Origin of the sequence: Candidatus Methylomirabilis sp. (genome assembly GCA_036000645.1) — a bacterium.
Classification (GTDB): domain Bacteria; phylum Methylomirabilota; class Methylomirabilia; order Methylomirabilales; family JACPAU01; genus JACPAU01.
Genome location: DASYVA010000053.1, coordinates 1 through 26529 on the forward strand (window position 1 = coordinate 1; position 26529 = coordinate 26529).

At 70.7% G+C, this 26529-nt stretch carries 26 protein-coding genes; 24 read left to right on the forward strand and 2 right to left on the reverse strand.

Annotation, left to right across the window (positions count from 1 at the left end; all coding sequences use genetic code 11):
* Positions 1 to 3: 3 nt before the first annotated feature.
* The 10 genes from VGT06_03065 (at position 4) to VGT06_03110 (ending at position 12498) form a co-directional block, all read left to right on the forward strand.
* The gene (locus tag VGT06_03065) at positions 4 to 2529 is read left to right on the forward strand and encodes a heavy metal translocating P-type ATPase (GenBank protein ID HEV8662115.1); all 2526 of its coding nucleotides are present in this window, start codon (positions 4 to 6) and stop codon (positions 2527 to 2529) included.
* A 96-nt stretch (positions 2530 to 2625) separates the two neighbouring features.
* Positions 2626 to 3777, forward strand: a complete 1152-nt coding sequence (locus VGT06_03070; protein HEV8662116.1) for a trypsin-like peptidase domain-containing protein — start codon at positions 2626 to 2628, stop codon at positions 3775 to 3777.
* Positions 3778 to 3780: 3 nt separating this feature from the next.
* Positions 3781 to 4260: a DUF192 domain-containing protein gene (locus VGT06_03075; GenBank protein HEV8662117.1), complete on the forward strand. Its 480-nt coding sequence runs from the start codon at positions 3781 to 3783 to the stop codon at positions 4258 to 4260.
* Between the two features lie 59 nt (positions 4261 to 4319).
* A complete protein-coding gene (locus tag VGT06_03080; GenBank protein HEV8662118.1) occupies positions 4320 to 5813 on the forward strand; it encodes a DegQ family serine endoprotease in 1494 nt (497 codons plus the stop codon).
* Positions 5814 to 5821: 8 nt separating this feature from the next.
* Positions 5822 to 7180: a pitrilysin family protein gene (locus VGT06_03085; GenBank protein ID HEV8662119.1), complete on the forward strand. Its 1359-nt coding sequence runs from the start codon at positions 5822 to 5824 to the stop codon at positions 7178 to 7180.
* 19 nt (positions 7181 to 7199) lie between these two features.
* Positions 7200 to 8543 carry a pitrilysin family protein gene (locus VGT06_03090; GenBank protein HEV8662120.1) on the forward strand — a complete coding sequence of 448 codons (1344 nt, stop codon included), beginning with the start codon at positions 7200 to 7202 and terminating at the stop codon, positions 8541 to 8543.
* Between the two features lie 94 nt (positions 8544 to 8637).
* Positions 8638 to 9552, forward strand: coding sequence for a homoserine kinase (gene thrB, locus VGT06_03095; GenBank protein HEV8662121.1), 915 nt, complete (start codon positions 8638 to 8640; stop codon positions 9550 to 9552).
* Positions 9553 to 9560: 8 nt separating this feature from the next.
* A complete protein-coding gene (locus tag VGT06_03100; protein ID HEV8662122.1) occupies positions 9561 to 11348 on the forward strand; it encodes a GAF domain-containing protein in 1788 nt (595 codons plus the stop codon).
* A gap of 10 nt (positions 11349 to 11358) precedes the next feature.
* Complete coding sequence (locus tag VGT06_03105; GenBank protein HEV8662123.1) at positions 11359 to 11958, forward strand: response regulator; 600 nt, start codon at positions 11359 to 11361, stop codon at positions 11956 to 11958.
* Between the two features lie 255 nt (positions 11959 to 12213).
* Positions 12214 to 12498 carry a YtxH domain-containing protein gene (locus VGT06_03110; GenBank protein HEV8662124.1) on the forward strand — a complete coding sequence of 95 codons (285 nt, stop codon included), beginning with the start codon at positions 12214 to 12216 and terminating at the stop codon, positions 12496 to 12498.
* Between the two features lie 57 nt (positions 12499 to 12555).
* Here the strand turns inward: VGT06_03110 and VGT06_03115 are convergent, their stop codons facing one another.
* Positions 12556 to 14430: an ASKHA domain-containing protein gene (locus tag VGT06_03115; GenBank protein ID HEV8662125.1), complete on the reverse strand. Its 1875-nt coding sequence runs from the start codon at positions 14428 to 14430 to the stop codon at positions 12556 to 12558.
* A 144-nt stretch (positions 14431 to 14574) separates the two neighbouring features.
* Here VGT06_03115 and VGT06_03120 point away from each other — a divergent pair, with 144 nt between their 5' ends.
* From VGT06_03120 to hpt, 4 genes are all read left to right on the forward strand, one after another.
* Positions 14575 to 15066 (forward strand): hypothetical protein, encoded by a 492-nt coding sequence (locus tag VGT06_03120; GenBank protein ID HEV8662126.1) that lies wholly within the window; start codon positions 14575 to 14577, stop codon positions 15064 to 15066.
* A gap of 156 nt (positions 15067 to 15222) precedes the next feature.
* The gene (locus tag VGT06_03125; protein HEV8662127.1) at positions 15223 to 15882 is read left to right on the forward strand and encodes a phosphoribosyltransferase family protein; all 660 of its coding nucleotides are present in this window, start codon (positions 15223 to 15225) and stop codon (positions 15880 to 15882) included.
* Between the two features lie 7 nt (positions 15883 to 15889).
* The gene (locus VGT06_03130; protein HEV8662128.1) at positions 15890 to 16537 is read left to right on the forward strand and encodes a hypothetical protein; all 648 of its coding nucleotides are present in this window, start codon (positions 15890 to 15892) and stop codon (positions 16535 to 16537) included.
* 247 nt (positions 16538 to 16784) lie between these two features.
* Entirely contained in the window at positions 16785 to 17327 is a 543-nt protein-coding gene (hpt, locus tag VGT06_03135; protein HEV8662129.1) for a hypoxanthine phosphoribosyltransferase, read from the forward strand.
* On the opposite strand, the gene pyrE is transcribed toward hpt, so the two are convergent.
* Positions 17308 to 17898 carry an orotate phosphoribosyltransferase gene (gene pyrE / locus VGT06_03140; GenBank protein HEV8662130.1) on the reverse strand — a complete coding sequence of 197 codons (591 nt, stop codon included), beginning with the start codon at positions 17896 to 17898 and terminating at the stop codon, positions 17308 to 17310. The genes hpt and pyrE overlap by 20 nt on opposite strands.
* 115 nt (positions 17899 to 18013) lie before the next feature.
* Here pyrE and VGT06_03145 point away from each other — a divergent pair, with 115 nt between their 5' ends.
* The 10 genes from VGT06_03145 to VGT06_03190 all read left to right on the forward strand — a co-directional run.
* Complete coding sequence (locus VGT06_03145; GenBank protein HEV8662131.1) at positions 18014 to 18319, forward strand: glutaredoxin family protein; 306 nt, start codon at positions 18014 to 18016, stop codon at positions 18317 to 18319.
* Positions 18319 to 19701, forward strand: coding sequence for an aspartate aminotransferase family protein (locus VGT06_03150; GenBank protein HEV8662132.1), 1383 nt, complete (start codon positions 18319 to 18321; stop codon positions 19699 to 19701). The genes VGT06_03145 and VGT06_03150 overlap by 1 nt, the downstream gene beginning before the upstream one ends.
* A gap of 66 nt (positions 19702 to 19767) precedes the next feature.
* Positions 19768 to 20001 carry a zf-HC2 domain-containing protein gene (locus VGT06_03155; protein ID HEV8662133.1) on the forward strand — a complete coding sequence of 78 codons (234 nt, stop codon included), beginning with the start codon at positions 19768 to 19770 and terminating at the stop codon, positions 19999 to 20001.
* A 1186-nt stretch (positions 20002 to 21187) separates the two neighbouring features.
* Positions 21188 to 21874 carry a hypothetical protein gene (locus tag VGT06_03160; protein ID HEV8662134.1) on the forward strand — a complete coding sequence of 229 codons (687 nt, stop codon included), beginning with the start codon at positions 21188 to 21190 and terminating at the stop codon, positions 21872 to 21874.
* 292 nt (positions 21875 to 22166) lie between these two features.
* Entirely contained in the window at positions 22167 to 22622 is a 456-nt protein-coding gene (locus VGT06_03165; GenBank protein HEV8662135.1) for a hypothetical protein, read from the forward strand.
* On the forward strand, positions 22619 to 23629 hold the full coding sequence (locus tag VGT06_03170; GenBank protein ID HEV8662136.1) for an NAD(P)H-dependent glycerol-3-phosphate dehydrogenase: 1011 nt from the start codon (positions 22619 to 22621) through the stop codon (positions 23627 to 23629). The genes VGT06_03165 and VGT06_03170 overlap by 4 nt, the downstream gene beginning before the upstream one ends.
* Before the next feature lie 2 nt (positions 23630 to 23631).
* Entirely contained in the window at positions 23632 to 24399 is a 768-nt protein-coding gene (locus VGT06_03175; GenBank protein ID HEV8662137.1) for an alpha/beta fold hydrolase, read from the forward strand.
* 151 nt (positions 24400 to 24550) lie between these two features.
* Entirely contained in the window at positions 24551 to 25465 is a 915-nt protein-coding gene (locus tag VGT06_03180) for an alpha/beta fold hydrolase (protein HEV8662138.1), read from the forward strand.
* 94 nt (positions 25466 to 25559) lie between these two features.
* Positions 25560 to 26087, forward strand: a complete 528-nt coding sequence (locus tag VGT06_03185) for a DUF5698 domain-containing protein (protein ID HEV8662139.1) — start codon at positions 25560 to 25562, stop codon at positions 26085 to 26087.
* A gap of 8 nt (positions 26088 to 26095) precedes the next feature.
* Positions 26096 to 26529 (forward strand): MATE family efflux transporter (locus tag VGT06_03190; GenBank protein HEV8662140.1); only part of this gene is annotated, 434 nt, incomplete at its 3' end.

Below are 26529 nucleotides of genomic sequence, written 5' to 3' on the forward strand. Positions count from 1 at the left end.
CCGATGCGCTACCTGGACGGTGCACCCGGCGGGACCCCAGCCCCGATGCCCGTCCGCGCACCGGAGCAGGCGGTGGCGGCGGGGGGCCCCGGGGCCCGCCTGGATTTCGGCGTGGGCGGCATGTCCTGCGCCTCCTGCGCCTCCACGATCGAGGGGGCCCTCCGGAAGGTCCCGGGGGTCCGCTCGGCCAGCGTGAACTTCGGTGCGGAGCGGGCGACGGCCTTCCTCGCACCGGGCAGCGCGCCCGCGGCGGTTCTCGCGGCGGTGCGGGGGGTCGGCTACGAGCCCCGGACCGAGCGGGTGACCATCCCCATCGGCGGCATCTCCTGCGCCTCCTGCATCCAGAAGATCGAGGGGGCCCTCCACGCCCTCCCGGGGGTCCTCAAGGCCAACGTAAACCTCGCCACCGCGGTCGCGGCGGTCGAGTACCTGCCGCTCCAGGTCTCTCCAGCGGAGATGCGCCGGGCGATCCGGGAGGTGGGCTACGAGCCCCTCGAGGGGGTGGAGGCCTCCCCGGACGTCGAGCAGGCGGCCCGAGGGCGGGAGATGGCGACCCTGCGGAGGAAGTTCTGGGTGGGGCTGGCCCTCACCCTGCCCGTCTTCTTCGGCTCCTTCCCGGAGTGGTTCCCGTGGGTCCCGGCAGTCCTCCAGGACCGCTGGATCCTCCTGGCCCTGACCACCCCGGTGCAGTTCTGGGCCGGCTGGCAGTTCTACCGGGGGACGTGGGCGACGCTCACGCACGGCAGCGCCGACATGAACACCCTCATCGCCGTCGGCACCTCGGCCGCGTACCTGTACAGCCTCGCGGTGACGGCCGCTCCGGACTTCTTCGCCGCCCGCGGCATCCGACCCATGGTCTACTTCGACACCGCGGCGGTGATCATCGTCCTGATCCTCCTGGGGCGGCTCCTGGAAGCGCGGGCCAGGGGCCGGACCTCGGAGGCGATCCGCCGGCTCATCGGCCTGCAGGCCAAGACCGCCCGGGTCATTCGGGACGCCCGGGAGCAGGACATCCCGGTGGAGGAGGTCCGCATCGGCGACCTGATCCTGGTCCGCCCGGGGGAGAAGATCCCGGTGGACGGGGTCATCCGCGAGGGCTATACCGCCGTGGACGAGTCCATGATCACCGGGGAGAGCCTGCCCGTGGAGAAGCGGACGGGGGATCCGGTCATCGGCGCGACGCTCAACAAGACCGGGACGTTCCGGTTCGAGGCGACCAAGGTGGGTAAGGACACGGTCCTGGCCCAGATCATCCGCCTCGTGGAGGAGGCCCAGGGATCCAAGGCCCCCATCCAGCGCCTGGCCGACCGGGTGGCCGGCGTGTTTGTCCCGATCGTGATCGGCGTCGCCCTGGCCACCTTCCTCGTCTGGTGGTGGCTCGGACCAGCGCCGTCCGCCCTCTTCGGCCTCCTCTCCTTCGTGGCGGTGCTGATCATTGCGTGCCCCTGCGCGCTGGGCCTGGCCACCCCGACCGCCATCATGGTGGGGACGGGGAGAGGGGCGGAGCACGGCATCCTGATCCGGGGGGGGGAGAGCCTGGAGACGGCCCATCGGCTCACAGCCGTCGTGTTCGACAAGACCGGGACCCTGACCGAGGGCAAGCCGTCGGTCACCGACCTGGTGGCGCGGGACGGGGTGGCGGAGGCGGATCTGCTCTCCCTGGCCGCGTCGCTCGAGAAGGGCTCCGAGCACCCGCTGGGGGAGGCGATCGTCCGGGAGGCGGACAGTCGAGGCCTCGCCCTCTCGGCCGCCGACGCCTTCGAGGCCGTCCCGGGGCGGGGGGTCCGGGGGGAGGTGACGGGACGGAAGGTTGTCCTGGGCAATGACCGGATGCTGGCCGAGGAGGGAATCGCGCCGGGGGGGCTGGCCGCGGTGGCCGAGCGCCTGGCGGCCGCGGGCAAGACCTCCATGTTCGTGGCGGTGGACGGCCGGGCGGTGGGGATCATCGCCGTCGCCGACACCCTCAAGCCTGGCTCACGGGACGCGGTGGAGCGGTTGCACCGCCTGGGCATCCAGGTCGTGATGCTGACGGGCGACAACCGGCGGACCGCCGAGGCCATCGCCCGGGGCGTCGGCATTGACCGGGTGAAGGCCGAGGTCCTCCCCGAGGACAAGGTGGCCGCGGTGAAGGAGCTCCAGGCCGAGGGGCAGGTGGTGGCGATGGTCGGGGACGGGATCAACGACGCGCCAGCGCTCGCCGCATCGGACATCGGCATCGCCATGGGCACCGGCACCGATGTGGCCATGGAGGCGGCGGACATCACACTGGTGAAGGGGGACCTGCGGGGAGTGGTGACGTCCATCGAGCTGAGCCGCCGGACGCTGCGCACCATCAAGCAAAACCTCTTCTGGGCGTTCATCTACAACGTGCTCGGGATCCCGGTCGCGGCGGGCGTCCTGTACCCGCTCTTCGGGATCTGGCTCGACCACATGCCGATGATCGCGGCCGCCGCCATGGCATTCTCCTCCGTTTCGGTGGTGATGAACTCCCTCCGGCTGCGCCGCTTCCGCCCGGCCCTGGCGCGCTGAAGGGGTCCGGGCGGGGGGCTGGCGCATCGACGGCGAAGTGATACAATCGAGTCCGGCTCCTGCCGGCCCGTTCGGGGCCGGGCGAGGTTCCCCGTCATGTGGAGACGACTGGGCACGATCGTCCTCGTAGGGATGGTGGCGGGCCTCACCGTGGTCGCTGCCCTCCGGGTCCTCGGGCCCGGCATGCCCGTCCCGCCCGGGGGCATGGTGCAGGCCGAGGCGCCCGCGCCGCTCGGCCCGGGAGAGCTGACCTCCGAGGAGCGAATCGTCATCGGCGTCTACAAGAAGGTGAGTCCGGCGGTGGTCCACATCGCCAGCATCGCCCTCGCCTACGACTTCTTCTTCAACGTGGTCCCCCAGGCCGGGACGGGGTCCGGCTTTCTCGTCGACGACCAGGGGCACATCGTCACCAACAACCATGTCGTGGAGGACGCCCGGAGCCTGGAGGTGACGCTGGCCGACGGGACCAAGGTCCCGGCGACCCTGGTGGGGCGGGACCTGAATAACGACCTGGCCGTGATCAAGATCACCGTCGCGGGCCGGACGCTCCCGGTCGTCTCCCTGGGGGACTCGGCGTCGCTGCAGGTCGGGCAACTCGCCATCGCCATCGGGAACCCTTTCGGCCTGGACCGGACCGTCACCACCGGCGTGATCTCTTCCCTGAACCGGAGCCTTCGGGCGGAGAGCGGCCGCGAGATGCGAGGGATCATCCAGACCGATGCCGCCATCAACCCCGGCAACTCGGGCGGGCCGCTCCTGAACTCGCGCGGGGAGGTGATCGGGATCAACACGGCGATCTTCTCCCCGACCGGCGGCTCCGTCGGCATCGGCTTCGCGATCCCGGTCAACACCGCCAGGCGGCTCGTCCCCCAGCTCATCGCGACCGGCCGGGTGCGCCATCCCTGGCTGGGGATCTCGGGGCTCAGCCTCTCCGCGGAGCTGGCGAAGGCTCTGGACCTGCCGGTCGAAAAGGGGGTCCTGATCGCCCAGGTCTATCCCCGGAGCCCGGCGGCCCGGGCGGGCCTCAAGGGGGGGCAGGCGCGCAAACGCGTCGGCAACACGATCCTGGCCGTCGGCGGGGACATCATCACGGCGGCCGACGACAAGCCGGTGGAATCGATGGACCGGCTCGTCGCCTACCTCGATGACGAGAAGGGGGTCGGCCAGGTCGTGGAGCTGACCCTCCGCCGCGGCGAGGAGACGGTCCGGGTCAAAGTGACGCTGGGGGAGCTGCCGGAGCGGCTCTGAGGGATGCGGCGGCTTGCCCGGCTCTTCCTCGTCCTGCTCCTGGCGCTCACCTCCGCCTCACCCGGCACATCCCCTGCGCAATCCCCCGCTCCCCTTCCCACCGTCGGGACGGTCCTGCTCGGCGGCCGGGTGAGCCTGCGCGTCGAGGTGGCGGTCACGGTGGAGGAGCAGGCGCGGGGCTTGTCCGGCCGCCCCGGCCTGCTTCCGGGGACCGGGATGCTGTTCGCCTATCCCGCCGCCGGATTCCGGAGCATGTGGATGCTGGGGATGCGCTTCCCGCTCGACTTCCTCTGGATCCGGGAAGGCCGGATCGTGGACCTGTTCGAGCGGATTCCCCCGCCGCGGCCGGGGGAGGGGCCGATCTCCGTGAGCTCCCCCGAGCCGGCCGAGTTCATCCTGGAGGTTCCGGCCGGCCTCATCCGGGCGCACGGCCTGCGCCGCGGTGACGCCGCGGAGATCCGCCTGGACCGGAAATCCCCTTGATTCGCGCCCGGCGTGGGGCTATCCTGCCGCCGTCCATGCCATCCGGTCCGGAGTGACCCATGCGCGAGCAGACATCGAGTGGTCCCCGTCGTGTCCGCTGGATTCCCTGGGCCACCGCCTGCCTGGCCTGCTTCGTGGTCGGGCTGCTGGTGGCGAGTGGCCTGAACCTGCCCCGGCGGAGCGCCGCGGCGAAGTTCTGGACCGAGGGGGCACCCGTGCCTGCCGCCCAGGGGGCCCCCGCCCCCGACCCGCGCGAGCGCCCACCCTCCTTCGTGGAGCTGGCCCGCCGCCTCCAGGGAACCGTGGTGAACATCAGCACCACGAAGGCCGGGACCGCGTCCCGCCGCCACCCGGACCTGGAGGGGCGCCGGGATCCGTGGGGGGACTTCTTCGAGCGGTTCTTCGGCCAACCCCGCACGTTCCGGGGCCGCTCCTTGGGCTCCGGGGTCATCGTGAACGAGGCCGGCTACATCCTGACCAACGCCCACGTGGTGGAGCAGACCACCGAGATCCTGGTCCGCCTCTCGGACCGGCATGAGTTCCCGGCGACCCTCGTGGGCCGGGACGGCACGACGGACCTCGCCCTCATCAAGATCGCCGCGGACCAGCCGCTCGGGGTCGCGACGCTGGGGGATTCGGACGCGCTGCAGATCGGGGAGTGGGTGCTCGCGATCGGGAACCCGTTCGGCTTCGAGCACTCGGTGACGGCGGGGATCGTGAGCGGGAAGGGGCGGGATCTGGGCGCGAGCGCGTACGACCAGTACATCCAGACCGATGCCGCCATCAACCCGGGCAACTCGGGCGGCCCGCTCGTGAACACGCGGGGGGAGGTGGTGGGGATCAACACCGCCATCATCCCGAACAGCCACATCGGGTTCGCCATCCCCATCAACCTGGCCAAAACGATCCTGGTGCAGCTCAAGGATCAAGGCCGGGTGACCCGGGCCTGGCTGGGGGTGCTGATCCAGCCGGTCCCGCGGGAGGCCGCAGGCTCCCTTGGGCTGTCCGATGATCGGGGGGCGCTGGTGAGCGAGGTGGTGGCCGACTCCCCGGCCGCGGCCGCGGGGATGCACGCCGGGGACGTGATCGTGGCCCTGGACGGGAAGCCGGTGGCGGAGGCGCGGGAGCTCCCCCGGCTCGTGGCCGGGCGGCCCGTGGGGAGCACCGTGGAGGTCACGTTCCTGCGGGGGGGCAAGCGGCGGACGGTCCGGCTCACCCTGGGTGAGCTCCCCGAGGAGCGCGTCGCCGCGCGGTCCGAAGAGGAGGGAGGATTGGGCCTGACGGTCCGGGACGTCACCCCGGACCTGGCGCGCGAGCTGGGGCTGTCCGGCGCTACCGGCGTGGCCATCACCGCCGTGGAGCCTGGGACGGAGGCGGAGCGGGCGGGGCTGAAGCGGGGGGACCGCATCCTGGAGGTGAACCGGAGGTCGGTCGCCTCGGCGACGGAGGTCCGGGAGGCCCTGACGGAGGCCGGGCGCGGCGGCGCCATTCTCCTGCTCGTGCGGCGGGGAGAGCGCAGCCTCTTCGCGGCCCTGAAGGCGCCGGCCCGGTAGGGGGGAGCGTGCGGATCGGCTGCCGCGGGGGCGGAGCGGGACGGGGGGGGAGACCCCGCGCGGCAGTCCCCCTCGCCCTCGTGATCCTGCTCCTGGCCCCCGGGACCTGCGCCGGCGTCGAGGTCTTCGAGCGGACCCTTGACAACGGCCTCAAGGTCCTCCTCGTGCAGGAACGCAAGGCCCCCGTGGCCACCTTCCACGTCTGGTACCGGGTCGGCTCCCGGAACGAGCGGCTGGGGGCGACGGGCCTCTCGCATCTCCTCGAACACATGATGTTCAAGGGGACTCCCACGACCGGCCCCAAGGAGTTCACCCGGATCATCCAGCGCAACGGGGGCCAGGATAACGCCTTCACGAGCCACGACTATACCGGGTACTACACCAGCATCGCCGCCGACCGGGTCCACCTCCCCGTCGCGCTGGAGGCGGACCGGATGGTGAACCTCCTCCTCCAGGAGGAAGAGGTCCGGACGGAGCGGGACGTGGTCCTGGAGGAGCGGCGCCTCCGGACCGAGGACGATCCCTCCGCCGCCGTCGTAGAAGAGATGTACGCCGCCGCCTTCAAGGCCCATCCCTACGGGAACCCGGTCATCGGCTGGATGGAAGAGATCCACCGGCTCACCCGGGAGGACCTGCTGCAGCACTACCGGACCTACTACGCGCCGAGCAATGCCGTCGTGGTGGCGGTCGGGGACTTTGACCGGGAGGCGCTCTTTGCCCGGATCCGGGAAGCCTTCGGGCGGATCCCGCGGGGCCCGGCCCCGCCGCCGGTCCGGAGCGTGGAACCGCCCCAGCAGGGGGAGCGCCGCGTGGTGGTGAAGCGGGAAGCCAAGCTCCCCTTCATCTTCGCCGGGTACCACACCCCCACCGTGGGCCACCCCGACTCCTTCGCGCTCGAGGTCCTGGCCTCGGTCCTGGCGGATGGCAAGAGCAGCCGGCTGTACCGCAGCCTCGTGTACGAGCAGCAGCTGGCGCTCTACGCCGCCGCGTCCTACGACCGGCTGTCGGCGGACCCGTCCCTCTTCTACCTGTACGCTGCGGCCTTACCCGGCAAGGGGAGCGAGCAGGTGGAGCGGGCGCTCTACGCGGAGGTGGAGCGCCTCCAGAAGGAGCCCGTCGCCGAGCGCGAGCTGCAGAAGGCCAAGAACCAGCTCGAGGCCGACTTCCTCCTGAGCCAGGATTCGATCTTCTCCCTGGCCCGGCAGATCGCCACGTACGAGATGGTCGCCTCCTGGCGGGAGTGGGAGCGCACCCTCCCGGGCATTCGGGCGGTGACGGCGGCGGATGTGCAGCGGGTCGCCCGCGCGTACCTCACGGCCGACAACCGGACCGTGGGGGTCCTCGTCCCCCTGGCCATGAAGGAGTAGGGCCCGGCCCGGAGGCGCCATGCAGACCCGCAGAGTCAGGGCGGCCGCGACGGGGCTCACCCTTGCCCTCCTCCTCGGGCTCCCCGCGCGTCCGGCATTGGCTGCGCCCTTCGCGACCCGGGAGGTCCTGCCGAACGGCCTCACCCTGCTCACGGCGGAGCGGCACGCCCTCCCCATCGTCACCGTCCGGGTCCTCGTCCGGGCCGGGAGCCTCCACGAGCCGGCCGACCTGGCCGGCCTGGCCAACCTCACGGCCGCCCTCCTCCCCCAGGGGACAGCCCGCCGGACCGCCCTGGAGCTGAGCGAGGCGATTGATTTCGTCGGCGGCACGCTGAAGGCGGAGGGGGGGGAGGACGCCGCGACCGTGAGCCTGACCGTCCTGAAGCGGGACCTGGCCACCGGGCTCGACCTCCTGGCCGATGTGCTCCGGTCTCCCGCCTTCCGGGAGGAGGAGATCCGGCGAAAGGTCCAACAGCTGAAGGGGGGCATCGCCCGGAAGGCGGAGGACCCGGGGACGGTTGCGGCGGAGGCCTTCGCGGCCGCCCTCTATGGCGACCATCCGTACGGCCGCCCCGTGGAGGGCACGGCCGAGAGCCTCCAGACGATCACCCGCCAGCACCTGGTGGAGTTCCATACCCGTTTCTACGTTCCGAACAACATCCTCGTGGCTGCCGCGGGGGACGTGACGCCGGCCGAGGTCCGGGGTCTCTTCGGCAAAGCCTTCGGCGACTGGGCGGGCCGCCCGGTCCCAGCCCCATCCCTCCCCCCGGTCGCCCCGCCTTCCGGGCTTCGGGGCCGCCGGATTGATCGGGAGCTCACGCAGGCTACCATCGTGGTGGGGCACCTGGGGTATCCCCGCCGCAGCCCCGACCACTACGCCCTCTCGGTCCTGAACTACATCCTGGGGGGCGGGGGGTTCACCTCGCGCCTGGTCCACAGCATCCGGGAGGAGCGGGGGTGGGCCTACGATGTCCACAGCCGGTTCTCCCCCGGGCTGGAGGCGGGGCCGTTTGCTGTGACCCTCCAGACCAAGAACGAGACGGCCGGGGAGGCGGTGCGGGAGGTCCTGGACCAGCTCCGCCGGATCCGCGAGGGGGGCATCACGGCCCAGGAGCTGCAGGACGCCCAGGCGTTCCTGACCGGCTCCTTCCCCCTCCGGTACGACACCAATGCGGAGGTGGCCGCGCTGCTCACGCAGATGGAGCTGCATGGGCTCGGGATGGATTTCCCGGAGCGCTACCCGGACCTGATTCGGGCCCTGACCCGGGAGGAGATTGGCCGCGTCGCCCGGCGGTACCTCGATCCGGACCGCTGCCTGGTGGTCGTGGTCGGGAAGCAGGAGAAGATCACGCTACCGTTCTGAGGGGGCGAGGCACCCCCGCCCCTGCGGGCCGCCCTCCGGCTGTGCTATAGTGACGCCCGGCCGGAGGGCGGCCTGCTTTTTGGAGGCGTGGAGGATGGCGGGCCAGACGGTGACGGTACGGGTTCCGGCCTCGACGGCCAACCTGGGACCCGGTTTCGATAGCCTGGGGCTTGCCCTGACCCTCTACAACACCGCGAGCCTGGCCATCCGCCAGGATGGGGAGGTCCGGATCACGGTGGAGGGGCAGGGGCGGGGACGCCTCGACCGAGAGGGGAAGGGATCCCTCGTCGCCCGGGCGGCCGTTGCCGCCTTCCGTTACCTGGGCGCCGAGCCGCCCGGCCTGGACATCGCCCTGCAGAACGAGATCCCGCTGCGGCGGGGCCTGGGCTCGAGCGGGACCGCCATCCTGTCCGGGATCGCTGGAGCGGCAGCCCTCCAGGGGCGTACCCTCGCAGCCGAAGAGACGCTCCGCCTGGCCCTTCCCTTCGAGGGGCACCCGGACAACCTGGCCCCGTCCCTGCTCGGAGGGCTCGTGGCCTCGGGCCTCGCCGACGGCCACGTCCTGGCGGTCCGGGTCCCGCTCCGCGCTCCCCTCAAAGCCGTGGCGGTGATCCCGGATCGGGAATTGCCCACGGCGGAGGCCCGCCGGGTGCTCCCCGGACAGGTCCCCCGCGAGGATGCGGTCTTCAATGTGACCCGCACCGCCTTGCTGGTGGCGGCTCTCGCCACGGGGCAGTACGCCTGCCTCCCGGAGGCGAGCCGGGACCGGCTACACCAACCCTACCGGGCTTCGCTGCTGCCGGGCCTCGAGGAGGTCTGCGAGGCCGCCCGGAAGGCCGGGGCGCTGGCCGCATTTCTGAGCGGGGCCGGCTCCACGGTCCTGGCCCTCGTGGCGGAGGGGGGGGAAGGGGTAGGGGAGGCGATGCGGCGCCTCTGGCGGGACCGGTTCGGCGTCACGGCACGGATATGCCTCCTCGAGGTGGACACCGAGGGGTTGAGGGTGGCATGAGCCGCGCGATGAGCGAGGGCAAGCGGCCGGAGATGAGCGAAGCCGACGAGTGGCGAGCGCGGGTCCACCAGCTCACGCTCATGCTCGAGGCGGTCCGGACGCTGCACGCCGAGATGGACCTGGACCGCCTGCCGGCCCTCCTGGCCGGCGAGGCCCGGCGCCTCACGGGTGCCGAGGGGGCCGTCCTGTATCTGCTGGAGCGGGGCGCGGGGCGGCTCACGGCTCGGCTCGGGGAGGGCCCGGGGGCTGCCCAGGTCTCCATCCCCCTCGGGGAGGGGATCGTCGGCCTGACGGCGCGGACCGGGCGCGCCTATATCCTCGCCGATGCGAAAACGGACCCCCGCTTCTCGCCGACCCTGGACCGCGCCACGGGCATCCGGACCGCCTCCCTCCTGTCCGTCCCGGTGGCGAACAGCCGGGGGGAAGTGCTGGCGGTCCTCCAGGCCCGCAACAAGGCCGGCGGCCCGTTCAGCGTCGGGGACTCGGAGCTCATCTCGGCCCTCGCCCTGCAGGCGGCCTCCGCCCTGGAAAATGCCCAGCTCTACGGCCAGGTCCGGGTCCACGTGGAGCGCCTCTCCCGCCTGCTCGAGGTGGGGAAGGCGATCAACGCCGAGATGGACCTGGGTGCGCTGCTGGCCCTGATCGTGGAACGGGCCACGCGCCTGCTTCAGGCGGACCGGTCCTCCCTGTTCCTGGTGGACCGGGAGAAGAAGGAGCTCTGGACGAAGGTCGCCCAGGGGCTGGCCTCCACCGAGCTCCGCGTCCCCCTGGGGACCGGCATCGCGGGGACGGTGGCGGTGAGCGGGGAGACCGTGAACATCGCCGACGCGTACAGCGATACCCGCTTCAACCCCGAGGTGGATCGGAAGACCGGCTACCGGACCCGGACCATCCTCTGCCTCCCCATGCGGGACAAGGCCGGGGACATCCTGGGGGTCTTCCAGGTCTTGAACAAGCGGGAGGGTCCATTCGGGAAGGAGGACGAGGAGGTACTGGCGGCGATGGCCTCCCAGGCCGCCATTGCGCTCGAGAACGCCCGGCTCTACGACGACTTGAAGAAGGCCTACGACCGCTTGAAGCAGCTCGACCAGATGAAGTCCGACTTCCTGGCCAACATCTCCCACGAGCTGCGGACGCCCCTGACCCCGGTCATCGGCTACGTGGACATGATGGTGGGCGAGTCCCTGGGGCCCATCACCGAGCAGCAGAGGAAAGGGCTGCAGGTGATCCAGCAGAGCGTTGACCGGATGCGGCACCTGGTGGAAGACCTCCTGACCTTCGTCCGCATGGAGCAGCGCCACCTCGCGTTGCGGGCGGAGCCGTTCGACGCGGGGGCCTTTGTGGCCGAGGTGGCGACGACCCAGCAGGCGAAGGCCCAGGGGAGGGGGGTGTCCCTCGCCGTCCAGGTGCCGGACGAGCGGCTCCTGGTGAAGGGGGACCGGGTGGAGCTCGTCCGCGTCCTGGCTCACCTGGTCGACAACGCCATCAAGTTCACCGACGAGGGGGGGGTGACGGTGAGCGCCGCCAGGGTCACGACCGGAGAGGGGGAGCCGGCCGTGGAGATCGCCGTGCAGGACACCGGGATCGGCATTCCGGCGGGCGAGGAGGAGCGGATCTTCCAGCGCTTCTACCAGGTGGACGCCTCCTCCACCCGCCGCTACGGGGGGACCGGGCTCGGGCTGGCCATCGCGAAGGAGATCGTGGAGGCGCACGGCTCCCGGGTCATGCTGGAGACGGCGCCGGGGAAGGGCTCGCGCTTCAGCTTCCGCCTCCCGCTGATCGGGCCCGGCGCTTAGGAGGATGTGGATGGCCGCAGGGCCCTCTCCGGCGTCCCACTACTGCCCCTCCTGCGGGGAGCGGGTCTTCACGTACAGCGCGCAGGTGGGCGACCGGGCCGAGATCCGGTGCGGATACTGCGGGCTGCTCCTCGAGGTGACCGAGTCCGTCCAGCAGCCTGTGCCCGCCGGCTGCGTCGTGGTAGTGGACGATGACCAGTTGATCCGGACGCTCCTGGCGGATCTCCTGCCCCGGGAGGGGCTGGCCACGGAGGTCCTGAGCTGCGACAGCGGGGCGAGTTTCCTCACCCAGATCACGCAGCGGTTCCGCCAGGGGCAGCCGGTGCGGCTGGCCATCCTGGATATCGTCATGAGTCCCCTGGACGGCCTGGCGTCCGCCCTGGCTCTGCGGGCGCTGGAGCGGGGCTTCGAACGCGCCGCGGCCATCCCCATTCTCTTCTTCTCCGGCGTGCGGGCCACCGAGGAGCTCCGCAAGCAGATGGCCGGTTGCACGCCCGCCTATTACCTCAACAAGGGTTCCGATGCCACCCCGGAGCGTCTCGCGGAGCGCTTGCGCAACCTCTTCACCCAGGTCTTGACGGCGGGCGGGGAGCCCGGTCGCCCCACCTGACGTCCCGCCTGGCAGCCCGGACTCCCGAGAGCCGCTCCGGGGTGGGGCTGGCGGGGCACAGTGTGGTGCCTGCCGTCCTGATCCTGCCACAGCCGCCCGGGAAATCTGGCTGGCCTGCCCGCTAATCCCGCGAAACTCGGCGGGGATCTCTCGCCTGCCCCACGGCCGCTGCCCGGTACGATCCTTGCTCAGGGACCAGGTCTTCGGAGGGCCGGGGAGCCGGCCCGAGGGTGGACTCGGCGAAAGGGGGAGGTCATGGGACGTGCGAGGTCGGTGGGGATCTTCGGGTTGGCGCTGGTGACCGGGGGCCTGGTGGGGGGAGCTCTGGCCCTCGCGCTCGCCCCGCGGGCGGGGCGGGAAACCCGGGCCCAGGTGCGGCGGGCCGCTGACGAGGCGCTGGGGAAGGTCCGCGGGGTCCTGGACGAGGGGCGGCAGGCGGTGCAGGAGAGCCGGACGGCTCTCCAGAGAGCGGTCGAGGCGGGGCGGGGGGTCCTCCGGAGGGCTCAGGAAGAGGTAGAAACGGCCGCCCCGGTCGCCTAGATAGCCGCTGTGGGGCCGCCCGCCCGCCGGTGTTGTCCGGCGGGCGGGCGCTTCTTTTTAGAGGTTTGGTAGCTCCGCCGGGAAGTTCATCGCCTCCACGAAGACCTCCATGAAGTCGTCGTGGCCGGCGAGCTCGACGTATTCCGCCTGCCGCTGGATCTCCTCGGCCTTCTGCAGATACGCGCGCGACGCGAGCGCGAGGCGCGCGCCTGCCCCCGCGGCGTTCCCCACCCCTCGGACCTTCTTCAGCGGCACGGGCGGGATGAGCCCGATCCGGATCGCGCTCTCCGCTCGGACGAAGGAGCCGAAGGCCCCGGCGAGAACCACCTGGTCGAGGGCCTCCGGCCGCACCCCCAGGCGCTGCATCAGGTAGCGGCCGCTCCCGGCGATGGCCCCCTTGGCGAGCTGGAGCTGGCGGACGTCGGCCTGGCTGACGACGAGGGGCCGCCCGTGGGCCGTCGCGTCGGCCGAGACCAGCTCCACCCAGCGGTCCTCTCCCTCGAGGTGGATCCGGCTCCGGACCGCCTGCGGGACGGAGCCCGGGAGATCGGCCGGGTCCTGGAGGCGCCCGGTCGGATCAATGACCCCGAGCTCGAGCAGGCCGGCCACGGCGTCGATGAGGCCGGAGCCGCAGATCCCTTCCGGCTTGCCGCCGCCGATGACGCGGACCGCCACCTCCTCCCCCACATCGACCCGGTCGATGGCCCCCTTCACCGCCCGCATCCCGTCCTGGATCTGGGCTCCCTCGAAGGCGGGGCCGGCGGGCGCCGAGCAGCAGAGGAACCGGTCCCGCGTCCCGAGGACCGATTCTCCGTTGGTCCCGATGTCCACCGCCAGCGTGAGCCGGTCCCCCTCCGCGAGACCGGTGGCCAGGATCATGCCGACGATGTCGGCCCCCACGAAGCCCGAGATGGCCGGCAGGAAGGTTCCGCGACAGGCGGCGGGCAGCTCGATCCCCATTGCTGCTGGGCGGAAGTCCACCCGGTCCCGGTAGAGGGGGACGTAGGGGGCGAGTCCCAGGCTCTCCACGGGCAGCCGGAAGAAGAAGTGCTGCATCGCGGGGTTCCCGACCACCGTCATCCGGTAGAACCGGCCCAGGGCGACCCGCCCCCGGCGGGCCAGATCCTTGACGAGGAGGTTGACGTCCTCCACCGTCCGGGCGTGGAGCGTGGCCAGCCCCTCCGGCTCGCGCATGCAGTGGGCGATCCGGGTCATGATGTCGTGGCCGTACTCCTTCTGGCTGTTGCTCACGGCCGCGGAGGTCACCGTGATCCCCCGCGTCAGGTCCACCAGGTACCCCGCGATCGTCGTGGAGCCGATGTCCACCGCGACCCCGTAGGTGGCCTCGCGCGTGTCCCCCGGCTCGACCGCGACGAGCTCGTCGTCCACCGTGACGAGGGTCAGGAGGGCCCCCTCCTTGACGAGCTCCGGCGTGAGCTGCTGGAGGAAGTCCTGGTCCACCCGATACCCCCCGGGGCGCCCCGGGAGGGCCTCGGGGATCTTCCGGCAAAGGGGGCCCGCCTCCCCGGGGGCGAGGACGAGCGTCGCCAGGTGCTTGGCGACGTCGCTGTCGGCCTGGACGGCCCGGTCCTTCCCGAACCGCCGGAGCTTGGCGAGGGACACCACCTCCACCGAGACCAGCTCGGCCCGCGCGTCGGTGAAGCACTGCACGCGGCACGAGAGGCGGATCCCCCGATTCAGTTCGGCGGCCGTCAGGTATTCGCGCTCCACGGGGGTGAGCGCGTTTCCTCCCTCCAGGACCTGGACCTTGCACTTCTTGCAGAGCGCGTTGCCGCCGCAGGCGGCCTCGATGTGCAGGTCCAGACGGCGGGCGGCATCCAGCAGGCTGGTTCCGGCGGGGCAGGCGAGTTCCTCCCCCCGGGGGAGGAAGGTGATGCGGACGCTCTGGAGTACCGCCGCGGCGTCGCTCATCCGGACTCCGGCTGATCGGGACGCGTCGTCACGCGGAGCGTAGCACGAAGGCGAGAGCCCGCCAAGCCGCCGGCACCGGGAATCGCCTTGACTCCCCCCGGACCCTGTGTTATCGGTTCGTTACACGAGGAGCCGGCCCTCACGATGCGAGGCGAGGTGACGGTTCGGGAGGCCCGGCCCGAGGAGAACGACGGCCTCATTGCCCTCGATGCCGCCTGCAGCATGGGGGAAGCGGTGGCCTTGCGCTTCGACCGCTCCCCCGATTTCTTTGCCCGGGCGGCGGCCTACGAGAGGGCGATCGTCCTGGTGGCGGAGGTGGCGGGTCGCCTCGTCGGCGTCGGGGCGGCGGCCATCAAGGTCCTGCGCGTCGGCGGGATCGTCGGACCCTGGGCGTATCTGTTCGACCTCCGGGTCGCGCCAGAGGCCCGGCGCGGGGGTCCCGCCGGGCCTTCGGGCCGCAGGGGCGTGGCGGGAGACCCTGGATGCACGCGGAGAGGCGGCGCCGTTCTTCCTGGCCCCGCTGGCCCTGCGCGATCCCGATCGCTGGCCAGCGGTTCTGACCGCGATCAGCCGCGCCGTGGCGGCCAGACCACGCGGGGCGCCGCCCGCCCTCCTGGTCCCTCCCTACGATGCTGAGGATCCGGCGCTCGCCGCCTTCGCAGCGGGGGCGGGGCGGGACGCGGGCGTTCACCTCTTTGTTCGGACAGGGGCGGATCTCCCACTGCTCGATCGTCCCGTGTTCCTCGATCCCGCCGATCTGTAGGGGGAAATCCCTCCGGGAGGTGCCCGGACATGGACCCGGCCATCCTCGATCGGATCAACCGCGGGATCCTCCTGCGGACCGGCGCCTATCTGGCGAATGACCACTTCCTTCTCCCCTCCGGGCGGCATACCGGCGCGTACGTGGAAAAGAACCTGGTGAGCACCGAGCCGGCTTTCACCGAAGGTCTAGGGGAGGTCCTGGCGAAACGGTTCGCGGGGGACGTAGTGGACGTGGTCCTCACCTCCGGGGTGGGGGCAACGCTCCTCGGGCACGCCGTCGCCCGGGCCCACCCGAGCAAGCCCAAGCTCCTCTACGCGGTCAAGAGCCGGGGGAGCGAGGGGGAGCGGGACGTTGCCCTGCCCCCGGAGTTTGAGGCATCTCTCCCGGCGGGGAGCCGCACGCTCATCATCGAGGACATCCTGACGACCGGGCTGACCATCCGGGCCCTCATCCGCCTGGTGGAGGAGCGGGGGGGGCGAATCGTCGGGGTGGGCTGCCTCTGGAACCGGGACCGGCAGGCCCAGTTTTCCTCCCCCTTCTTTGCGCTGGTGACAAAGGATTTCCCCACCTATCTGCCCGAGGAGTGCCCCATGTGCCGGCAGGGGGTCCCGCTTCGCGAGCCGCACGGGGGGCCAGCGTCTCCCGTGCGGACGAAGGGGCCGGGGCGGGCCCCTCGGAAGCGCAAGTAGGGGGGCGATGGCGCGGGAAGCGACGGGCCGGGCGGCGGGCGAAGGGGCTGGCGACCTGGTGGGGACGATCCCCCTGAGCCCCGATGAGGAACTGCGGGCGTACCTCCGGGAAGAGGGCGATCGGCGCGTCCTGAGCCTGCAGCGGTACCGGCGCAGCCGGTGGGGAGAGGGCTACGCCGAGGCGGGCGAGGCCCTCACGGTGCCCCTGGAAGCGATCCCGCGGCTGCAGGCAGCGCTCGCCGACGTGGACGCCGCCCTGGAGGCGCGGGGGTGGGCGCCTGCCCCCTCCGCTGCCGCGGAGCGGGGCGCCGCTCCCTTTGCCCATGCCAGCGAGGAGGAACTGGCCCGCATCCTGGACTTCTACCGGATCGAGTGGCAGTACGAGCCCAAGACCTTTCCCTTGCAGTGGGGGGAGGACGGGCGGGTGATCGAGTCCTTCACCCCCGACTTCTACCTGCCCCAGTTTGATCTCTTCATCGAGCTCACGACCCTCAAACAGGACCTGGTGACGAAGAAGAACCGGAAGATCCGGCGCCTGCGGGAGTTGTATCCGGATGTGAATCTCAAGGTGTTCTACGGGCGGGACTACCGGAAGCTGCTGCGGCGGTTCGGGATCACGCGCGAGGAGGGAGAAAAAGGAATGAGCCCCAAGTGACCTTTTTTGGGTTTCCCGTCTTCTCTCGCCTTCTCCGCCTGCCGCAGTACCGCGTGCCTTTGCCGGGCCGCCTTTTGGTTGGCCCCGCACTGGCCGGCCGCGTCAACCACCCACGGCCATTTCTGCTTCAGGCAGATCCTGCGAGTTCCGCCGGGTCTTCCCTCGAAGACCTCTTGGGGCTCGAACATAGTGTAGGCCGCCCCGGTGGCGGCGTCAAGGCGTTTTTCGTGGAAAGGTCCCTAAACGAATGACGGGGGACCCCGAGAGCATCGGCGAGATCCTCTTCCCGGCCGAGACCATCCAGGCCCGGGTCCGGGAGCTGGGCCAGACCATCTCGGCCGACTACGCGGGCAAGGACCTCGTCCTGGTCACCATCCTCAGGGGGGGGATTTTCTTCCTGGTCGATCTGGTCCGGGCCATCAGCATCCCGGTCGCCATTGACCTGATGGCCATCTCATCCTATGGGCCTGGAGCGGAGAAGCGGGGCGCAGTCCGGATCCTCAAGGACCTGGAGGAGCCGATCGGAGGCCGTCACGTCCTGGTGGTGGAAGATGTCATCGACACCGGGCTGACCCTCAGTTACCTCCTTCGGCACCTTGCCCCTCGGGACCCGGCCAGCCTGAAGGTCTGCACCCTCCTGGACAAGCCGGCGCGCCGCATCGCGAAGCTGCCCATCACCTACCGGGGGTTCGAGTGTCCCGACGCCTTCGTGGTGGGCTACGGTCTGGACTACCAGCAGCACTACAGGAACCTGCCCTACCTCGCGCTGCTCAGGACCGGGTCCCGCTAGGGCCCTGCTCCGCCCGGTGCAAGGCCATGAAATCCTCGCGGGTGTACAGGGCGAGGAAGGGGTAGCCCGCCGCCTCCACTCGTTCCCGTCCGCCCTCCTGCCGATCCACCAGGACGACCACCTGGACCACCTGGAACCCGCCCTCCTCCGCGCCCCGGATCGCCTTCAGGGTGGACTCGCCCGTGGTGATCACATCCTCGAGGATGGCCACGCGGGCTCCGGGGGCGCTATAGCCCTCGATCCAGCGCATCAGGCCGTGCGGTTTCGGCTCCTTGCGGATGCTGAAGGCGTGGACCGGCTTGCCCTCCAGCGTGCTCACGAAGGCCACGGCGTAGGCGAGAGGATCCGCGCCGAGCGTGAGGCCTCCCGCGGCGTCAGGGGAAGCCGGCCGCACCGCGTCCCAGAGGAGCCGCCCCAGGAGCGGCATCGCCGTGCCGAGGAAGGTGGTGGCCTTGCAGTTGATGTAATACTGGCTGAGCCGGCCCGACGCGAGCCGGAAGGTGGGCTCGGGGCTGTACTGGAAGGAGTGGCGGTAGAGGAGCTGCAAGAGCTTCTGGCGGGGATCCTCCATCGGACCTCCGGGCGGCGGGACAGGGCGGAGCCGACGGACTATCGCACACGGCCCGGGGGGTGTCAAGCGCGCGGCCCCGCGTTGACGCTCTCGGAGGCGTGTGCTATCGTGCCGTGTGTCCGCACTGCCCGTCCGCGTTACCCTCTACACCAGGGCCGAATGTCCCCTCTGCGAGGAGATGGCGGCCGCGGTCGCGGCTGTGGGAGCACAGGTGCCACTGCAGGTGCTGGCGGTGGACATCCAAACCGACCCGGAGCTGCTGCGGCGCTTCGGCGACGAGGTCCCCGTGCTCTTCGTGGACGGGCGGAAGGCATTCAAGTACCGGGTAACGGTGGGGTCGCTGCGGCGCCGGGTCTGGCGGGCGCAGTGGGAGCGGCGGATCTTCGGGCCCCCACCGGAGGTGCCGGGAGGAGGGACATGATGGGACAGCCAGCAGGGGCGAGCCCATCCGCGATCGAGCAGGCCTACCGGAAGCAGTTTGCCACCTCCGCCAAGCTCTTCGAGAAAGCCCAGCGGCTCATCCCCGGCGGCATCACCCACGACATCCGCCACACCCTCCCCTTCCCCCCGTACATCGAGCGGGGGCGTGGAGCCCGGAAGTGGAGCGTGGAGGGGCATGAGTTGATTGATTACTGGGTGGGGCATGGCGCCCTGTTCCTGGGACACCTGCACCCCGCCGTGGTAGCCGCGGTGAAGGCCCAGATGGACCGGGGCACGCACCTCGGGGGGTGTCACCCGCTCGAAGTCCGCTGGGCCGAGCTGGTGACGCAACTCGTCCCCTCGGCCGAGCGCGTGCGCTTCACCCAGTCGGGGACGGAAGCGACCCAGCTTGCGCTGCGTTTGGCCCGCGCGGCTTCCGGCAAAGAGAAGATCGTCAAGTTCGAGGGGCACTTCCACGGCTGGCACGACTATGCCGCTGTCGGCGTCAAGCCTCCCTACCAGACGCCCGTCTCCCGGGGGGTGCCGGCGGAGGCGCTGGAGCAGATGCTTCTGTGTCCCCCGAACGACCTCGAGGCGGTCCGGAAGGTCCTGGAAGCCCGGCGCGACGTCGCCGCGGTCCTGATCGAGGCGGGCGGCGGGAGCAGCGGGACCATCCCGACCGACCCGGCCTTCCTCAAGGGACTCCGGGAGCTGACCAGAGCGCGGGGGACTCTTCTCATCTTCGACGAGGTCATCACGGGGTTCCGCTACGCCCCGGGAGGGGCGCAGGAGTACTTCGGGGTCACGCCCGATTTGACCACCCTTGCCAAAATCCTGGCGGGTGGGCTCCCAGGCGGGGCGGTGGTGGGGCGGGGGGATGTGATGGACCTCCTGGCTTTCCGGGATGATCCCTCCTGGAACCGCCACCAGCGGGTGGCGCACGCGGGGACCTTCAATGCCAACCCGGTCTGCGCCGCCGCCGGCATCGCCACCCTGGAGCTGATCGCGGACGGGCAGGCCCAGCGCCGCGCCAATCAGATGAGCGAGGCGCTCCGGACCGGCCTGAATGCGGCTGCGGAGCGGGTCGGGGCGGACCTCCGCGTGTACGGAGAGTGCTCCTGCTATAACATCTTCCTCGAGCCCGCCCGCCTCGGCGTGGATGTGAACGGGAAGGTCGGCCGACGCGACCACACCGCGCTCCAGACGCACCCGAACATGCCCCTGTACCAGAGCCTCCGGTGCGCCATGCTCCTGAACGGCGTGGACCTCCAGCCGTTTCACGGATGGCTTTCGGCGGTCCACACCGAACAGGACCTGGAGCAGACCATCACGGCCTTCGAGAAGGCCCTCCGCACGATGCAGGAGGAGGGCTGCTTCGCCTGAGCATCCCCAGTCCTCCGGCGGCATCTAAGTCTTCGGGATCGGCGATTCTCCGTGCGGGGAGCAGCGATGCTTACGTGTCAGGAAATGACCCTGCTGCTGACCGATTATCTGGACGGCACGATGGCGGCAGACGACCGGATGGCTCTGGACCGGCATCTGGAGGCCTGCCCGCCCTGTCACGCCTTCCTCAGGACCTACGCGGCGACCATCCGGCTCACCGGCATGCTGCCCTGTGACGAGATCCCCGAGGAGCTGAAGATCCGCCTCGCCGCCCTCTCCCGCCCAGCCCGCGCACGCTGACCCCCTCCCCGCCGGGGTGAAATTCTTCGACATCTCCCCCGGAAATTTGCCGTCACTTCAAGGCGTGGCCGGCCGGCAATACTCCAGGTTGGGGTGCAGAAAACCAGCGCCTCCTACCCTCCCAAAGGCATTTAAACTTAATAAAGTTAACTAGTTATACTCACTCAGCCGGAAAGTTAGCAGGGCGTGGCACCTCCCATGCACCCCCTCCGGGGCCAGATGATTGTAGTGCGCCCAACGCCTGTTTGTTGGTAACGGAGGCCGAGCGGGCCTCCGGGGAAAGGAGTAGCAACCCATGTGGAGCGTATGGCAGACGTGCAGGACAGGTCGCCGCGCGGCGGGCTTCCTGGGCGGCCTGCTTGTCGCCCTTCTGCTGGCCGCCGGTCCGGCCGCCGGGGTCACGTTCTCTGACCCCCCGATGACGCTATCCAATGGCGGGGCCACTGCCCCCCTGCTGGCAGTGACCAGCTCCGGCCAAGTCTATGTCGTATGGAGAGAGGGGACCGACATCTTTTTTACCCGCTCTCTCCCAAGCCAGGGCTCCTGCACCGGGCCGGGCCGCCTCGAGTTTGCGAGCCCCCCGGTAAACCTCTCCAATGTGGACCCCTTGCAGGCCTCTGCTGGCCTCCCAGCCATCGCCGCCAATGATTCAGGCGCGGTATTCGTTGTGTGGCGCGAATTGGCCCTTACTAGCACAGCTGTCCGGGCCATCCGCCTGCGGCGTTCGGGGGATGGAGGCGCAAACTTCGCGGCATCGCAAGTTCTGCAGCCGAGCGGTTTCACTGCGACCTTCCCGAATTTCCCCTCCGTCGCTGCGGATAACGATGGCGGGGCGTTTGTGGCATGGCAGGCTACCGTCGCCGCGAATCCCTCTGTGGTGATGGCCCAGTCCCTGGACGGAGGGGGAACCTTCGCCTATGGCAACATCACCGCCAACCGCCCCAGCCCTGCTAGCCAACCTGCCGTAGTGGCAGGCGGTTCCAACGTGTATGTCGCATGGCGGGAGAATGGATCATCGTCCGGGGTTTGGCACAAGAGCTTCACTCGCGGGAGTCTCCTCGACACGGTTGGCAGCGCACCGGCTACTCAGCTGACGGCTGTATCCGCCTCGAACCTCAGGATCGCTGCCCGGGGCAGCCAGGTCACGGCTGCGTGGTTGGAGGGCGGGAATATCAAGGCCCGAACGATGACCAACGGGGTGAGCTTCGGCCCGGAGGAGACAGTCCATTCAACCACACTGAGCCTGGCGAACTTCTCACTCAGCTTTGGGGGTGCTGGGCGGTTCATTACATGGCAGGAATCGAGCCTCTCTACCTTTACCAGCTCGGTCCGCTTCCGTCTGGGGGTTTCCACCCCCGAGACGCTTCGTTCCGGGGATGTCTTTGCAATGAACCCAGCTTCCCCCTCTGGGGGGGCGGACGGTACGGAGCGGCTCTTCGCTAGCTGGCAGGAAAACGGAACGGCCGGCGCCGAGATCAAGCTGGCTCACACCGGCGGTTCCGGCTCGGGGGAACCGGCGAATGCCTGGGTGGAGATGACGCCCAACACGCTGAATGCGAAGACCATGTACCAGGGGGAGGGGGTTTTCACCCTTCGCATCCGGGTACCAGGTGTGGGTCCGGGGGCCTTCGACGTGAAGAACCTGAACCTGACGATCAACGGCCAGTCCCTCGTGCCGATCCGCGGTAGCGTGGGTGATGCGGACGGCGACGGGACCGCGGAGCTGGAGCTGAAGTTCCGCCGGAGTGACCTCCTGAACGTCTTTGGTGGCGCCACTCTGACGGCTGCCCAGCGAGACGGGAGCTATACCGTTGCTGGGAATACAAGCGCCGGCTGTTTCTCCGGCGGCAGCAGCGTCCGGATCCTACGATAGCCTAACGGCTGGTTTTGAAGGGCGCCCGGGCCGAGAGGCCCGGGCGCTCTTCTTTTGAGGGACGGTAGCGTGAGCCGATGACAGGGGCGGTACGCTGAGGGCGCCCTGGGGCGCCTCCCCCGCGTCCTCCTCACACCTCTCCCCGCGGCATCCTCGCCGGCTGGCTCTCCGTTGCGGCCTTTCGCGTTGACATCGGCGCGGCGCCGCCGATAGACTCGGCGCGATGTCTTGAGGCGGCCGCGGACGACACCTGCGTTGTCGCCCTCTGCTGTGCCCACCTGACGGAGGCTCCGTGACGGCGGAACGGATTGACCGGCGGGAGGAAGCCACCCCCGAGGGGGTGGGGGAACTCCTGGACGCCCTCCGGGGCCTCGAGGCCGGCGCGCCCGCTCTCGAGGCGGGACTGGCGCGTCTCTTTGCCGTCGGGCCGCCGGCCTATCCGCTCCTGGTGGATCGTCTCGCGTCCGAGGACGAGGAAGACCTGGCGCTCGCCCTGCACGCCCTCAAGCGGGCGCCGGCGCCTGCCGTGGTCCCGCTCCTCCTCGCGTTCCTGCAGACGGCCGATGCGCCGGACCTGGGGAAGGGTCTCGCCCTGATCGTCCTGGAGCACCACGGGCTGGACACGACGGATCCTGCCCTCTTCAGCCCGACGCTGGACCTGGAGGCCATCTGGGAGGCGCAGGGGAAACGGCAGGCCGAGCCCCCTGAGGGGTCCGGAGGGAAGACGCCGGACCGGCGCGGTTCATGATCGAGGGGGACGCGGCGGTCCTGGGGGCGGGGGCCTGGGGGACCGCCCTGGCCTGCCTGCTCTCCTCCCGCGACCACCCGACGGTTCTGTGGGCCCGCCGAGCCGAAGTGGCGAAGGCCCTCCGGGAGGACCGGGAGAACCGGGTCTATCTCCCCGCCGTCCCCCTCCCGCCGGCACTCCGGGTCACGACCGACATCACAGAGGCTGTCGGCGGGGCCGGGCTGGTCCTCTTCGCTGTCCCGGCGCAGCACCTGCGCGCCATCGCCGCGCAGGTAGCCCCGGCGCTCGGCGGGGCGCCCCTCACCGTCAGCGCCGCAAAGGGGCTGGAGGTGGCGACGGGGAGCCGGATGACGGAGGTCCTGGCGGCCAGCCTCCCGGCGTCCTGCGCCGGGCGGCTGGCCGCCCTCTCCGGTCCCACTTTCGCCGCCGAGGTCGGCCGCGGTCTGCCGGCTGCGGCGGTGGTAGCCGCCGTCGACGCTGCGGTCGGGACGTCAGTCCAACGGGCCCTGAGCGGTTCCACGTTCCGGCTGTACGCGACGACGGACGTGCTCGGCGTGGAGCTGGCCGGCGCGGTCAAGAACGTCGTCGCGATCGCTGCGGGCGTCGCGGACGGTCTGGCCCTCGGGGCGAGCGCCCGGGCCTCGCTCATCACGCGGGGCCTGGCCGAGATGAGCCGCCTCGGCCGGGCGCTCAGCGCCCGCCCCGAGACCTTCGCCGGGCTGGCCGGAGTGGGGGACCTGATCCTGACGTGCAGCAGCGACCTCTCCCGCAACCGGACGGTCGGCCTCGAGCTGGGGCGCGGGCGGGATCTCCCGCAGATCCTGGCCGGGCGGCGGACGGTGGCCGAGGGAGTCGAAACGGCCCGCGCGGTGAAAGCGGTCGCGGCCCGCCTCGGCGTGGACACGCCTATCTGCACGCAGGTCCACGCGATCCTCTTCGAGGGGCGCCCCCCCCGCGAGGCTCTCAATCTGCTGATGGCGCGCGAGCTGAAGGTGGAGGCGGACTGAGCGTGCCGACCCTCGCGGTCCGCGGCCTGCGCCTGCACTACCTGGCGCTTTCCGAGAGCGATCCGCGGGCCCCGGCCCTCCTCTTCCTGCACGGCTCCGGAGGGACCCATCGGCACTGGATGCCCCAGGTCCGCCACTTTGCCTCGGCGTACCGGGCGGCCGCCCTGGACCTGCCGGGCCACGGGGCCTCGGAGGGAGACGGGGCCGGGAGCATCGCCGACTATCGCGACTGGGTTGAGGCCTTCATGGATGCGGTCGGGATGGAGCAGGCCTTCCTGGTGGGCCATTCCATGGGGGGGGCCATCGCGCTTGCCTTTGCGCTGAAGGTCCCGGGCCGCCTGAGCGGCATTGGGCTCGTGGGGACCGGCGCCCGCCTGCGCGTCCACCCCAGCATCCTGGAGGGCCTCCGGGGCGACCCGGAGCGGGCCGCCGCCCTCGTCTCCGAGTGGGCCTACGCCCCCTCCAGCGGGGCGGAGCTGCCGGCCCAGGGCAGGAAGGAGCTGCTGAAGGGTTCCCTCGCGGTGCTGGAGAAGGACTTCCGCGCCTGCGATGCCTTCGACGTGATGAAAGAGGTGGACCGGATCCGCGTTCCAGCAGTCGTCGTGTGCGGCGCGGAGGACCGCCTCACGCCGGTCAAGTACGCCCAGTACCTGCACGAGCGGATCCCGGGAGCGCTCCTGGCCGTGATTCCGGGGGCCGGCCACATGGTGATGCTGGAGAAGCCGGAGGAGGTGAACAGGGCACTGGCCGCTTGTTTGGATCGTCTCTAGTGCCGGGCCAACTGACGTCGCCTTGTATCTTACTCCCAGTGGTGCCAGCTCCTCCCTCGGGCCTCGTGATGCTCGTCATTTGGCCCGGCACTCCGGTCATCGCCTGGGGGTGAGGAACAGTTCGTTGGAGTCACAATAGGGGGGAAGGGCCATGGCCATCGTGGGGCGCGAGCACTGGACGAAGAAGGGAGAGGCCAGCCTCTTCCTCTGGGAGAAGGTGGACCAGGACCAGGAGGCGGCGGCGGTCGCGGCCGGGCGCGTCCTGCTCTGCTCCCACGGCTCGTCCATGGCCGGGATCCCCACCTTCGATCTGCAGGTCTCCGGGGAGACGGACACCTCTGTGATGGACGTCTTCGCCCGGTGGGGCTATGACGTCTGGATGGTGGATCACGAGGGGTATGGGCGCTCCAGCAAGGAGCGCCCGGATTTCTACGGGGTGGCGGTGGGGGCGGAGGACCTCACGGCGGCCGCGGCCTTCATCCGGCGGGCGCGCGGCGTGGAGTCCCTGCTCCTGTACGGGATCTCCTCGGGGGCCCTGCGCGCCGGCCTCTTCACCATGCGCCGTCCCGCGTGGGTCCGGCGCCTGGCGCTGAACTCCCCGGTCTGGAAGGGGGAGGGAAGCCCGACCCTCACCAAGCGCCGCGAGCGGCTCCCGGAGTTCCTGGCGACTCCCCGCCGGCCCATCAGCGCGCAGTTCATCCGAAGCGTCTTCGAGCGGGACCACCCCGGCGTGGCCGATCCGCGCCTCGTGGAGGCGTACGCGCGGGAGGTCCTGAAGTACGACGACAGCGTCCCCACCGGGACCTATGTGGACATGGTGAGCCGCCTCCCGCTCCTCGACCCCGCGCGGATCCCGGTCCCCACGCTCCTGATCCACGGGGAGCACGATGGCGTGGCCCGGCCCGAGGACCTCCTCCCGTTCTTCGCCGCCCTGCCGAACCCCGACCGCCAGTACGTCATCCTTCCCGGATGCGCCCATCACAACATCCTCGAGAAGAACCGGGCGCTCCTCTTTCACGCCCTGCACGCCTTCTTCACCGTGCCGGCGCCCGTCTACCGCGGCTGAATTCCCCGCGCCTTGACAGCCTCTTCCTCGCGTGTTACCCAGGGGCGGTTTGCGCCGGGACGGCGCCCCCCATCCTCGGCAAGGAGAAGAGCACATGACGGCAGAGGGCATCCTGGGCGGGCTCTTGATCTTCGGGTTCCGGGTGACGGACGTTTCCATGGACATGGTACGCCTCCTCCTCACGGTCCGGGGGCGCAAGCTCATCGCGGGGCTCATCGGGTTCTTCGAGGTGCTCATCTTCCTCATGGCCATCAGCCGGGTTGTGACCGCCATGGACAACCTCTGGAACGTCCTCGGGTATTGCGCCGGCTTCGCGACCGGAACGATCGTCGGGGCGGCAATCGAGGAGATGCTGGCCATCGGCTACTCCCTGATCCGGGTGGTCTCGAGCCACCAGGCCTCCGCCATTGCCCAGGGGCTCCGGGCCGAGGGCTTCGGGGCGACCAAGGTGGCGGGAGAGGGGCAGGAGGGCGAAGTGGGGATCGTGCTCACGGTGGTGCGCCGGCGGGATGTCCCGCGCGTCCTGCGCCTGATCGAAGCGCTGGACGCCGAGGCCTTCGTCGGCGTGGAGGACGAGCGGACGGTCTACCGCGGCCAGTTCATCCGTCAGACCCGGCGGTAGAGGAGCCGATGCCGGCGGACACCGCCGCAATCCGGCGGACGGTCCTGCGGCTGGCGCTGCCCATCGCCGCCAGCAATCTGCTCCAGCGGGGCGTGGGAATCGTGGATGCCCTGATGGTGGGGCGCCTCGGAGCGGCCGAGCTGGCGGCCGTGGGCCTCGCCCAGCTCCTCATCTTCTTCCAAATGGCCATCGTCTTTGGCCTCGGGGTCGGCCTCACCGTCATGGTGGCGTACCACACCGGCGCAGGCGATGCCGGCCGCCGGGCCCAGACGGTTCGGTCCGGCCTGACCCTGGGCCTCGCCCTCGCCGTCGGCCTGAGCCTCCTCGGCCTCTGGGGCTCCCGCTGGGCCGCCGCCCTCCTCGGGGCCTCCGGCCGGGTCCTGGAGCTCTCGGTCGCCTACCTCCTCGTCTCCTGGATCCTGTTCGCCTTTCTCGTCTTCCT